Origin of the sequence: Microbacterium sp. I2, assembly GCF_051364985.1 — a bacterium.
Classification (GTDB): Bacteria; Actinomycetota; Actinomycetes; order Actinomycetales; family Microbacteriaceae; genus Microbacterium.
The window spans coordinates 1-10,897 of record NZ_JBLWIH010000021.1; the positions used below are offsets into that span (position 1 = coordinate 1).

The 10,897-nt window shown below is 69.5% G+C and carries 12 protein-coding genes; 9 read left to right on the forward strand and 3 right to left on the reverse strand.

What is annotated here, in order from left to right; translation table 11 throughout:
• The 5 genes from ACLKM7_RS15520 to argH form a co-directional block, all read left to right on the forward strand.
• On the forward strand, positions 1-403 hold a 403-nt coding region (locus tag ACLKM7_RS15520), incomplete at its 5' end, for an amino acid kinase family protein (protein ID WP_436448065.1).
• Positions 400-1,641 carry an acetylornithine transaminase gene (locus tag ACLKM7_RS15525; protein WP_436448066.1) on the forward strand — a complete coding sequence of 414 codons (1,242 nt, stop codon included), beginning with the start codon at positions 400-402 and terminating at the stop codon, positions 1,639-1,641. The genes ACLKM7_RS15520 and ACLKM7_RS15525, both read left to right, overlap by 4 nt.
• The gene (gene argF / locus ACLKM7_RS15530; RefSeq protein ID WP_436448067.1) at positions 1,638-2,561 is read left to right on the forward strand and encodes an ornithine carbamoyltransferase; all 924 of its coding nucleotides are present in this window, start codon (positions 1,638-1,640) and stop codon (positions 2,559-2,561) included. The genes ACLKM7_RS15525 and argF overlap by 4 nt, the downstream gene beginning before the upstream one ends.
• 1 nt (position 2,562) lies before the next feature.
• Positions 2,563-3,684 carry a heparan-alpha-glucosaminide N-acetyltransferase domain-containing protein gene (locus ACLKM7_RS15535; protein WP_436448068.1) on the forward strand — a complete coding sequence of 374 codons (1,122 nt, stop codon included), beginning with the start codon at positions 2,563-2,565 and terminating at the stop codon, positions 3,682-3,684.
• Between the two features lie 9 nt (positions 3,685-3,693).
• A complete protein-coding gene (gene argH, locus ACLKM7_RS15540; protein WP_436448069.1) occupies positions 3,694-5,124 on the forward strand; it encodes an argininosuccinate lyase in 1,431 nt (476 codons plus the stop codon).
• A gap of 61 nt (positions 5,125-5,185) precedes the next feature.
• Here the strand turns inward: argH and ACLKM7_RS15545 are convergent, their stop codons facing one another.
• Positions 5,186-5,776, reverse strand: a complete 591-nt coding sequence (locus ACLKM7_RS15545; RefSeq protein ID WP_436448070.1) for a hypothetical protein — start codon at positions 5,774-5,776, stop codon at positions 5,186-5,188.
• On the opposite strand from ACLKM7_RS15545, the gene ACLKM7_RS15550 reads away from it, so the two are divergent.
• Positions 5,775-6,035 (forward strand): hypothetical protein, encoded by a 261-nt coding sequence (locus ACLKM7_RS15550; RefSeq protein ID WP_436448071.1) that lies wholly within the window; start codon positions 5,775-5,777, stop codon positions 6,033-6,035. The two genes, ACLKM7_RS15545 and ACLKM7_RS15550, sit on opposite strands and share 2 nt — an antisense overlap.
• Here ACLKM7_RS15550 and ACLKM7_RS15555 read toward each other — a convergent pair.
• Both ACLKM7_RS15555 and ACLKM7_RS15560 read right to left on the reverse strand, forming a co-directional pair.
• On the reverse strand, positions 6,007-6,621 hold the full coding sequence (locus ACLKM7_RS15555; protein WP_436448072.1) for a DNA-binding protein: 615 nt from the start codon (positions 6,619-6,621) through the stop codon (positions 6,007-6,009). The genes ACLKM7_RS15550 and ACLKM7_RS15555 overlap by 29 nt on opposite strands.
• Positions 6,622-6,719: 98 nt before the next feature.
• On the reverse strand, positions 6,720-7,130 hold the full coding sequence (locus ACLKM7_RS15560) for a MerR family transcriptional regulator (protein ID WP_436448073.1): 411 nt from the start codon (positions 7,128-7,130) through the stop codon (positions 6,720-6,722).
• Between the two features lie 54 nt (positions 7,131-7,184).
• Here ACLKM7_RS15560 and ACLKM7_RS15565 point away from each other — a divergent pair, with 54 nt between their 5' ends.
• The 3 genes from ACLKM7_RS15565 to ACLKM7_RS15575 all read left to right on the forward strand — a co-directional run bounded on the left by ACLKM7_RS15565 (position 7,185) and on the right by ACLKM7_RS15575 (position 10,382).
• On the forward strand, positions 7,185-8,138 hold the full coding sequence (locus ACLKM7_RS15565; protein WP_436448074.1) for an aldo/keto reductase: 954 nt from the start codon (positions 7,185-7,187) through the stop codon (positions 8,136-8,138).
• Positions 8,139-8,204: 66 nt separating this feature from the next.
• Positions 8,205-9,509: a tyrosine--tRNA ligase gene (tyrS, locus tag ACLKM7_RS15570; RefSeq protein WP_436448075.1), complete on the forward strand. Its 1,305-nt coding sequence runs from the start codon at positions 8,205-8,207 to the stop codon at positions 9,507-9,509.
• Between the two features lie 24 nt (positions 9,510-9,533).
• Entirely contained in the window at positions 9,534-10,382 is an 849-nt protein-coding gene (locus ACLKM7_RS15575; RefSeq protein WP_436448076.1) for a DUF4184 family protein, read from the forward strand.
• Positions 10,383-10,897 lie beyond the last annotated feature (515 nt).

Sequence of the window (10,897 nt, forward strand, 5' to 3'; positions counted from 1 at the left end):
GCCCGTGCTCGACCAGCTCGCGGCGGGCCGCATCCCGGTCGTCTCGAGCATCGCGCCCGACCTCGACCACCCAGGTCACTCGCTCAACGTGAATGCGGATGCCGCGGCATCCGCTCTTGCGGTGGCGCTCGGCGCGGCCAAGCTGGTCGTGCTCACCGACGTGCCGGGGCTGTACGCCGACTGGCCGAACCGCGACTCACTCGTGTCGCACTTGACCTCGACGGACCTGCGCGCGATGATGCCGCGGCTCGAATCGGGGATGATCCCGAAGATGTCGGCGTGCCTCGAGGCCGTCGAGGGCGGCGTCGAGACCGCGGCGATCATCGACGGGCGGGTGCCGCATTCGGTGCTCGTGGAGATCTTCACCAGCAAGGGAATCGGAACAGAGGTGGTGCTCGGATGACGTGGCAGGATGACGCGGGGCGCGACCTCGTACGCAGCTTCGGTGAACGGATGGCGCTGTTCGTGCGAGGCGAGGGCTCGTACCTGTGGGATGCCGAGGGCAGGCGCTACCTCGACTTCCTCGCGGGGATCGCGGTGGACTCGCTCGGCCACGCCCACCCGGCATTCGTCGAGGCGATCTCGACGCAGGCGGCGACCCTGGCGCACGTCTCGAACTACTTCGCGACGCCGCCGCAGCTCGCGCTCGCCGCGACGCTCAAGCGCCTCGCCGGTACCGGCGATTCGGGCCGCGTGTACTTCGGCAACTCGGGAGCCGAGGCCAACGAGGCCGCGTTCAAGCTCGCCCGCCTGCACGGCGCCCAGAGCCGTCAGGCGGGAGCCGACCGCCCCCGCATCCTGGCGCTCAAGGACGCGTTCCACGGTCGCACCATGGGAACCCTCGCCCTCACCGGCAAGCCGTGGATGCAGGAGCCCTTCCTGCCGATGACACCCGGCGTCGAGTTCATCGACTCGACGGCCGAGGCTCTCGAGGCCGCGATCGATGATCGCGTCGCCGCGCTCTTCGTCGAACCCGTCAAGGGCGAAGCCGGTGTGATCGACCTGCCCGAGGGCTATCTCGAAGCGGCGCGCGATATCACCGCGCGCCACGGCGCCCTGCTGATCATCGACGAGATCCAGACCGGCGCGGGCCGTACGGGGGAGTGGTTCGCCTTCCAGCACGCCGGCATCACCCCGGACGCGATCACCGTCGCCAAGGGCATCGGCGGCGGCTTCCCGATCGGTGCGCTCATCACCTTCGGCGCCGCGAGCGAGCTGTTCTACCCGGGCACGCACGGATCCACGTTCGGCGGCAACGCCCTGGGCACCGCCGTGGCGGGCGCCGTGCTCGGCGAGATCGAGCGCGCGGAGCTGGTCCGCAACGCCGCCGAGCGGGGCGAGCAGCTGCGCGAGGGGATCCTCGGCATCGACTCGGAACTGGTCGCCGGATGCCGCGGCCGCGGGTTGCTGCTGGGCGTGGCGCTGCGGCATCCCGTCGCCAAGGCCGTCGTCTCGGCGGCCCAGGAGCACGGCCTGGTGATCAACGCCCCCAACGACGAGACGATCCGGCTCGTGCCGGCGCTGACCATCGGCGACGTCGAGATCGACGAGTTCATCGCGCTCTTCACGGCGGCACTGCGCACCGTGGAGGACGCGCTGCTCCTGGAGCCCGCCCACGGTGCCACGGAGGTTCCCGCATGACCCGCCATCTGCTGCGCGACGACGACCTGAGCCAGGCCGAGCAGGTCGAGATCCTCGACCTCGCGGTCGCCCTCAAGAAGGATCGCTGGAAGCTCAAGCCGCTCGAGGGGCCGCAGACCGTCGCGGTCATCTTCGACAAATCCTCCACCCGCACGCGCGTCTCGTTCGCGGTCGGGATCGCCGATCTGGGCGGCTCGCCGCTGATCATCTCGACAGCGAACAGCCAGCTCGGCGGCAAAGAGACCCCCGCAGACACGGCGAGAGTCCTCGAGCGCCAGGTCGCGGCGATCGTCTGGCGCACGTATGCGCAGGCAGGCCTCGAGCAGATGGCCCAGGGCACGCGCGTACCGGTCGTCAACGCGCTCAGCGACGACTTCCACCCGTGCCAGCTGCTGGCCGATCTGCTCACGATCAAGGAGCACAAGGGAGACCTCGCGGGCCTCACGCTGGCGTTCTTCGGCGACGGCAAGTCGAACATGGCGCACTCGTACGTCCTGGCGTGCGTGACGGCGGGCATGCATGTGCGCGTCGCCTCGCCCGAGACGTACGCGCCGCGCGACGACGTGATCGCCGACGCCGACCGTCGTGCCCAGCAGACCGGCGGCTCCGTCACGCTCTACACCGATCCCAACGAAGCCGCGGCCGGTGCCGACGTGGTGGTCACCGACACCTGGGTGTCGATGGGCAAGGAGGAGGAGAAGCTCGAGCGGCTGCGCGACCTCGGCGGGTACAAGGTGACGCAGGAGCTGATGGCCCTCGCGAAGGACGACGCGATCTTCATCCACTGCCTTCCTGCCGATCGCGGCTACGAGGTCGACGCCGAGGTCATCGACGGCCCGCAGAGCGTCGTGTGGGACGAGGCCGAGAATCGCCTCCATGCTCAGAAGGCGCTCCTGGTCTGGCTGCTCCGCCAGGATTGAGATGTCCCGCGGTCACCTCGCTACACGCTGGGACCGCCTCAACGCGCCCCCGCGTATCCTCGGCGTCGATCTGGCTCGGTCGCTCGCGGTGCTCGGGATGTTCGCCGCGCACCTGCTGTGGATCAGCGGACCTGTCGAGATCGCTGAACCGTCGTCCTGGCTGGCTGTCGTCCAGGGACGCTCGTCGATCCTCTTCGCCGTCCTGGCGGGCGTCTCGATCGGCCTCGTCACCGGTGGTCGCACGCCGCTGACAGGAGATGCCGCGGCGACCGCGCGGCTGCGGCTGGTGGTGCGGGCCTTCGTGCTGTGGATCCTCGGCGTCCTGCTCATCCTCACCGGCGTGCCGGTGTTCGTGATCCTTCCCGCTTACGCCCTGCTGTTCCTCGTCTCCGTGCCACTGACCCGACTCACGGCGCCCACTCTCCTCGTCCTGGCGGCAGCACTCGCGCTCGTGATGCCGTTCGTCCAGGTCGTGCTCGACGCGCTGCCACTGTGGTCGATGAGCGGCGGGTACGAGCTGGCACTCGCGATCGGATGGCATTATCCGTTCACGACGTGGATCGCGTTCGTGGCCGCGGGCATGGGGGCCGCCCGTGCCGGTGTCACCCGCCGGCGCGTGCAGTGGTGGCTGCTGGGTGCCGGTGGCGCCCTCGCGGCGGTCGCGTACGGGTTGCACGCCGCCTCCGGGGCGGACGAACAGTCCGAGGCCATGTCCTACCTCGGCGCGGTGTGGACCGCGCGTCCGCACTCCAGCGGGCTGCTCGAGGCGGTCGGTTCGGGCGGCTTCGCGCTGGCTGTCCTGGGTGCGAGCCTGCTGGTGTGCCGCACGGTCGTCCGCTGGGTCGTGCTCCCGCTGCGCGCAGTCGGCGCGATGCCCCTCACCGCGTACACGCTGCAACTGGTGGTATGGGCGATCGTCGCCTCCGCCGTCCTGGGGGACTCGGGGGATCTCAGCGGCTTCCGCGACCTCGAGCCGTTCTGGCCCCTCACCCTCGGGACCGTCGTCTTCTGCACCGCGTGGGCGCTGCTGATCGGCCGCGGCCCGCTCGAGACAGCCGTCGACCGACTGGCCCGCCTCACGGTGAGGGATGCATCGGCACGAGCCGCCGCGCCCCGTCGCTAGGCTGGACCGGTGAGTGAATCCAAGGCCGACGGCACCAACGAGGGCGCACTGTGGGGAGCCCGCTTCGCCACGGGACCCTCACCCGAACTCGCCGAGCTCAGTCGTTCGACCCATTTCGACTGGGACCTCGCCCTGTACGACATCGCCGGCTCGCACGCCCACGCGAAGGCGCTCGCCGCGGCCGGCTACCTCACCGCCGATGAGGAGCGAGCCATGCATGAGGGGCTCGACACCCTCGCCCGCGGGATCGGCGACGGCACCTTGCGGCCCTCGGCGTCAGACGAGGACGTCCACGGTGCTCTGGAGCAGGCGCTCATCGCGGTCGTCGGTCCGGAGCTGGGAGGCAAGCTGCGCGCCGGGCGCAGTCGCAACGACCAGATCGCGACGCTCGTCCGGATGTACCTCCTCGACCACTCGCGCACGATCGCGCGGGACATCCTGCGGGTCGTGGATGCCCTGGTGGCGCAGGCCGAAGCCCACCCGGACGCGATCATGCCGGGTCGCACGCACCTGCAGCACGCCCAGCCGGTCCTGCTCGCCCACCATCTCCAAGCGCACGCGTGGCCGCTGGTGCGCGACCTCGAGAGACTGCGGGACTGGTCGGCACGCGCGGCGGTGTCGCCGTACGGTGGCGGCGCGCTCGCCGGTTCGACCCTCGGGCTCGACCCGCAGCTCGTCGCCCGTGAGCTGGGCCTCGATCGTCCTGCCGAGAACTCCCTCGACGGCACTTCCTCGCGTGACGTCGTGGCGGAGTTCGCCTTCATCGCCGCGATGATCGGCATCGACGTGTCGCGGTTCGCCGAAGAGATCATCCTGTGGAACACGCGCGAGTTCGGCTTCGTCACGCTCGACGACGGATACTCCACCGGCTCGAGCATCATGCCGCAGAAGAAGAACCCCGACATCGCCGAGCTCGCCCGAGGCAAGGCGGGGCGTCTGATTGGCAACCTCACCGGCCTGCTCGCGACGCTCAAGGCTCTGCCGCTGGCGTACAACCGCGACCTGCAGGAAGACAAGGAGCCGGTGTTCGACTCGGTGCGCACGCTCGAGACGGTGCTGCCGGCGTTCGCCGGAATGGTCGCGACGATGCGGTTCGACACCGAGCGGATGGCGGCGCTCGCCCCGCAGGGCTTCTCGCTCGCGACCGATGTCGCTGAGTGGCTCGTGAAGCGCGGCGTGCCGTTCCGGGACGCCCACGAGATCTCGGGCCATCTCGTCAGGGTCTGCGAAGAGAACGGCATCGAGTTGCACGAGGTCACCGACGAGCAGCTCGCGGGCGTCTCGGCGGACCTGACCCCCGAGGTGCGCACGGTGCTGAGTGTGGCGGGCTCGGTCGCGAGCCGTACCGGCACCGGTGGCACCGCCCCCGTGCGGGTCGGCGAGCAGCGTGTCGAACTCGTCGAGCGCGTTCAGTCGGCCGCGCACGCTCTCGGTATCTGACCGCTCTCCCGCCCGGATCTTCCGACGGCAGGCGCCCGGGCACGGGATCAGCGTCGCCGGCTCACCAGATCGCCAGGCGCACCAGCGCCGCGACGGCACATGCCCATACAAGGCTCGCGAGCGTGCCGATGATGAACCTCTCCCTCGCTTCGGCCGCCGCCAGCTCTGAGAACCGGCCGATGCCCTTGAGGGCGACGACCACCGCGATCGATTCGGGGAAGCCCGCGATCAGGCCCAGGGCGACGGCGATCCGCTCCAGGTAGCCGATGGTGGTGCCTCCGCGCAGCACTTCACGTACGGCACCTTCGGCACCGCCCGCGATGGAAGGCGCCCGCAGCAGGATGCCGCCGTTGTCGCCTTCGGGCACCCGTCCGTGCGTGGCGATCTCCAGCACTCGCCGAGTGACCGGGTTGCCGCCGAGTACGGACAGGGCGGTGCCGAGCAGCGCGATGCCGAGCCCGACGAACAGCGGCACGTTCACCGGCGACACCGTCACGACGAGCACGCACAGCACCACGAGCACCCCGGCGATGATGAGCGGCACGTCGGTGGGCTTGCGCAGGCTCACCACCACCAGGACCAGCGCGCCGCAGAGCGCGAGGAACAGGAAGATCGAGAGCGCGGCGATCAGCACGACGTCGGGGGAGACCATGTCGCTCAGTCTGACACGGGGCTTCGACGTGGCCCGGGTGCGGCATCCGTCGACGGCCGCCGCGTACCTCGCCGCGTGGCTTCACTTCGCGAGCGGCGCGGTGGCGTGGGATGACGAGATCGTCCTCCATGGGACGCCGACCAGCTTCCTCGAGCTGATGACGAGTGCCGAGTCCGCGTTCGAAGCCGGGAACGGCAGCGATGACGAGCTGCGTCGGCTGGCCGAGGATCTCAGCGAGGTGCGTCGACCGGCGTCGTGACCCGCTGGTCGAGGTTCTCCAGGATGCGTTCGAGGGCGGGCACCGCCGCCTCCTCGGCGCGCAGCGCCGCGGTCTTCGCCCGCAGGCTCACAGCGCCCTCCGAGATGCCCAGGCGCGACGCAGCCTCCTTCTGGGTCAGGCCACGAGCCAGCAGGTCGTGAACCTCCCAGCCCTCGGTCGTGCGTCGGTCGCGGAGTTCGATGAGCAGTCGCACCAGAGCCTCGGCGTCGGCGCCGTTCTCGGGTGCCGTGATCGCCACCCGTGTCGTCGCCTTCTTGGCGCGGTCGACGGCATCGCGCGCGTTCAGGAATGCCTCGCCTCGGGCTGCCCTCACCGTCGGCGGCAGCGGGGACTCGACCGAGCCGACGCCGACGCCGACGCTCCAGGTCTGCGACCGGGTCAAGTCGAGCACGATGGCGAGCACGGTGGCGCCGTCGGAGACGGCGACCTGGATCTCATCGCCGGCTGTGCGCTCGGGCGCGAGGGGCAGATGCGCACCGCCGCGGCGACCCACGCTCGAGAGCGCGTCGGGCACCAGATCGGCACTCGTGCGACTGTCGCGCTGGTCGGCGGTGATCACATACATCTGCTGCCCTTTAGTCTCGGAACTGAACCAATGGCTAGTTTAGCTTGTGTGCTTCATTGGGGAAAGGCTACAGGCTAAAGAACGGCAGAGTTGAGTTCCTAGGCGATATTCGGAACCGGTGAGCCCGCAGGCGATGCCCCCGTCGAGCGACGGCCGAGTTCTCCGCGGTACCAATCCAGCTTCTCGTCGAGCCGGGCCTGCTGTGCGAGAAGCTCTTCGAGTTCACGGCGCACGGCCGTCGCGTGCTCCTCGAGCAGAGCGATGCGATCGGGGATCGTGTCCTCGTCCTGGCAGAGCTCACCGTACCGGCGCAGCCGCTCGATCGGCATTCCGGTCTCGCGCAGGCACTTGAGAAAACCGAGGGTGCCCAGGTCTGCCTCGGAGAAGACCCGATGACCTCCGGCGGTGCGGGCCACCCGCGGAAGGATGCCTTCCCGCTCGTAGTACCGCAGTGTGTCGAGCGAGAAGCCCGAGATCGCCGCCGCCTCGGCGGGGGAGTACGTCGCCATGTCTTTCAGCTTAGAACTTGACCTGGAGCGAACTCCAGGTTGCACAGTGGGTTCATGACCACTTCGACTCCTCCCACATCTCCGCTCGTCCTGGGCGCCATGATGTTCGGCACCACCATCGACGAGGACACATCCTTCGCGCTGCTCGACCGCTTCGTCGAGCGGGGTGGGGTCTGGATCGACACCGCCGACTGCTACAGCTTCTGGGCGAGTGAGACGGGTCAAGGCGGCGACAGCGAGCGCGTGCTCGGACGCTGGCTGGCCGCACGACCCGGAGTGCGCGATCGCGTGCGCATCGCGACCAAGCTCGGGGCCGAGCCGCTGTGGGCCGGCTCGTGGCCGGACCGGCGCGCGGGCCTGTCACGCCGGGCCGTGCTCGAGGCGTTCTCCGGAAGCCTCGAGCGCCTGGGCGTGGACGGAGTCGACCTCCTCTGGCTCCACCAAGAAGACCGCACCACGCCGATCGAAGAGACCGTCGAGGCGCTGGCAGAGCTGACCGGCGGCGGCCTGACCGCCCGCGTCGGGGCATCCAATCACCCGGCATGGCGGATCGAGCGCGCCAGGGCGCACGCGCGGCACCTGGGCGCCACGCCGATCGACGCGCTGCAGCTGAACGCGACATACCTGCGCGTACGACCGGGCACGCGGCCTCCCGGCGTCGAGCACCGGTTCGGCGTCTACAGCGACGAGCAGCGGGACTACGCCGAGACGCACGGGCTCGAGGTGTGGGCGTACACGCCTCTGCTCGGTGGCGCGTACGACAACCCGGCCAAGGACATCCCCGAGGTGTACGAGCATCCCGGCACGTCGCGTCGTCTCGCCGAGCTCGATGCCGTGGCGGCCGAGCTCGGCGCGACTCGCGGCCAGACCGTGCTCGCTTGGCACGTCGCCCACGGAGTGCGCCCCATGCTCGGCGGCAGCAAGGTCGCCCAGCTCGACGCCGCGATGGACGCCGTGCGCCTCAGCCTGACGGCCGAGCAGCTGGCACGCCTGGATCAGCCGGCGTGATGAGCGGATGCTGCGGCCCGGTCGCTGCGCCGGGCCGCAGCATCCGTCGCTGATAGCCTGAACCGCGTGTCTGAAACCGTCGTGAGCGCGACTGCGCCCGCCAACGACCCCACGTTCGAGAACGTGTGGGACGAACTGGTGTGGCGTGGGCTCGTGCATGTGTCCACCGACCAGGAAGCGCTGCGCGCGCTGCTCGCCGGGGACCCGATCACGTATTACTGCGGGTTCGACCCGACGGCGCCGAGCCTGCATCTGGGCAACCTCGTGCAGCTGCTCACGATGCGCCGGCTTCAGCTCGCCGGACACAGGCCGCTGGGGCTCGTCGGCGGCTCGACCGGACTCATCGGCGACCCTCGTCCCTCGGCGGAGCGCACGCTCAACACCAAGGAGACGGTGTCGGAGTGGGTCGGCTACCTGCGTTCGCAGGTCGAGCGGTTCCTCAGCTTCGAGGGCGACAACGCGGCGCGCATCGTCAACAACCTGGACTGGACCGCGCCGATGAGCGCGATCGACTTCCTCCGTGAGATCGGCAAGCACTACCGCGTCGGCACGATGCTCAAGAAGGACGCGGTCGCCGCGCGGCTGAACTCCGAGGCCGGCATCAGCTACACCGAGTTCAGCTACCAGATCCTGCAGGGGCTGGACTACCTCGAGCTCTTCCGGGCCTACGGCTGCGTGCTGCAGACCGGCGGCAGCGACCAGTGGGGAAACCTCACGAGCGGTGTCGATCTCATCCACTACGTCGAGCACGAATCGGTGCACGCGATCGGCACGCCGTTGATCACCAACAGCGACGGCACCAAGTTCGGCAAGAGCGAGGGCAACGCGATCTGGCTCGACCCGGCGATGTGCAGCCCGTACCGGATGTACCAGTTCTGGCTGAACACCGATGACGCCGATGTGATCACGCGCATGAAGATCTTCACGTTCCTCACTCGCGACGAGATCGAGGAGTACGAGCGCCTGGTCGCCGCAGAACCGTTCCGGCGCGAGGCGCAGCGACGGCTCGCGCGTGAGGTGACGGCATTCGTGCACGGAACGGATGCCACATCCGCCGTGATCGCGGCATCCGACGCGCTCTTCGGTCAGGGTGACCTCGCCACGCTCGACGCGGACACGCTCCGTGAGGCGCTGCAGGAGCTCCCGAACGCGTCCGTGCCGGCGGGAACGCCCGTTGCGCGCGCGCTCGTCGACACCGGGCTCGTCTCCAGCTTCTCCGAGGCGCGACGCGCCGTCGCCCAGGGCGGTGTCTCGCTGGACGGCGAGCGCGTTGCCGACGAGTCGGTCGAGGTCACCGGGAGCCTTCCCGGCGGGGTTTCCGTGCTGCGGCGCGGCAAGAAGACGCTCGCCGGACTCTTCGTCCAGCGCTGATCCCGAGCCTGCCGAAGGGCGCGCATGCCGTTCACACCGAGCCACGCTGTCGTCGCGCTGCCGTTCGTGCGTACGCCGCTCGTCCCGGCGGCGATCGCGGTGGGCGCGATGACACCCGACCTGCCGCTGTTCGTGCGGGGCCTCCCGCTGCATTACGGGCGCTCCCACGCGTTCGAATGGATTCCCGTCACCGTGCTCGTGGCGCTCGCGCTGCTGCTCGTGTGGCGGTGCGTGCTCCGTCCGGCGGTGCGCGAGCTGTCGCCGGTGTGGCTGGCGAGGCGACTGCCGGGCGATTGGGATGCCGGCGCCCCCGCGGCGCTCCGCGAGACTCTGGCGATCTCCGCCGCTGATGACGGCGGGCCCGGGCGGTGGCACGTCTCGTGGAGCGGTCTGCTCCTGCTCGCGGCATCCCTCGGTCTCGGCGTCGTCAGCCACATCGTGTGGGACCTCTTCACGCACGAAGGTCGCTGGGGTGTCACGGCGATCCCCGCCCTCGAAGAGCAGTGGGGTCCGCTCGCCGGCTTCAAGTGGCTCCAGCACGGGTCGACCGCGCTCGGGCTCGCCGTCATCGGGGTGTTCCTGCTGCTCTGGCTGGCTCGCCGCCGGCCCGTGGCATCTGTCTCCCGTGCGGTGCCGTCGTGGGTTCGCTGGACGTGGTGGCTCTCGCTGCCTGTCTTCCTGCTTGTGGCGTGGTCGTGGGGGCTCGCCTCATTCGGCCCGCTCGACGCCGAGTTCACGGCCGCGCACCTCGCGTATCGGGTGCTGCCTCCGGCATGCGCGGTGTGGGGCGGTCTCACCGTGGTGCTGTGCATCCTCGTGCAGGTGTCGGTCCGGAATCGCTCGGCCGGCCACGTCGTCGATCCCGCATCGTAGGCGCGGACTGCTGCCCGTGCGACGAGCGGGGGAGTGGAACGGTACCTCCGCCTGGCAGGTGCGACCAGGGCCTCGCGAGACCTCCGTGTGGAACGGGATGCGGCGCCGCGAACCGCGTCGTGATGCGCGACACGCCCGGGGTGCAGCCCCGATTCGACCGATCGCCGAGGCTCACGTAATGTTTTACCTGTTCGCCCCAAAGGGTAGAGCGGAGAGGCCGAGAGGCCCCGCCCCCTCAAGAGGAGAACCGATCCCCTTCAGTGTCTCGCATTGAGCGAGTCGGCCTTCGGGTCTATGATGGGGATTCCCCTTCCGGGAACCGCGGTCGCCGCCGGTCCAGATGATTCAAGATCATCTGCCCTTCGGTTTGACAGACGGACCGGCTGGGGTAAAATAGTGAAGTTGCCCTGCTGTGCTGGCTGCCTTGTGTGGTGGTTGGTGGGTGGGTGCGTCTGATCCTTGAGAACTCAACAGCGTGCACTTGTCAAATGCCAAATAACCTCGTCGGCCATCTT

Coding starts and splice junctions, on each gene's coding strand:
- ACLKM7_RS15525 (WP_436448066.1), top strand. CDS start 400: ATGACGTGGCAGGATGACGCGGGGCGCGACCTCGTACGCAGCTTCGGT.
- argF (WP_436448067.1), top strand. CDS start 1,638: ATGACCCGCCATCTGCTGCGCGACGACGACCTGAGCCAGGCCGAGCAG.
- ACLKM7_RS15535 (WP_436448068.1), top strand. CDS start 2,563: ATGTCCCGCGGTCACCTCGCTACACGCTGGGACCGCCTCAACGCGCCC.
- ACLKM7_RS15550 (WP_436448071.1), top strand. CDS start 5,775: ATGTCGCTCAGTCTGACACGGGGCTTCGACGTGGCCCGGGTGCGGCAT.
- ACLKM7_RS15545 (WP_436448070.1), bottom strand. CDS start 5,776: ATGGTCTCCCCCGACGTCGTGCTGATCGCCGCGCTCTCGATCTTCCTG.
- ACLKM7_RS15555 (WP_436448072.1), bottom strand. CDS start 6,621: ATGTATGTGATCACCGCCGACCAGCGCGACAGTCGCACGAGTGCCGAT.
- ACLKM7_RS15560 (WP_436448073.1), bottom strand. CDS start 7,130: ATGGCGACGTACTCCCCCGCCGAGGCGGCGGCGATCTCGGGCTTCTCG.
- ACLKM7_RS15565 (WP_436448074.1), top strand. CDS start 7,185: ATGACCACTTCGACTCCTCCCACATCTCCGCTCGTCCTGGGCGCCATG.
- ACLKM7_RS15575 (WP_436448076.1), top strand. CDS start 9,534: ATGCCGTTCACACCGAGCCACGCTGTCGTCGCGCTGCCGTTCGTGCGT.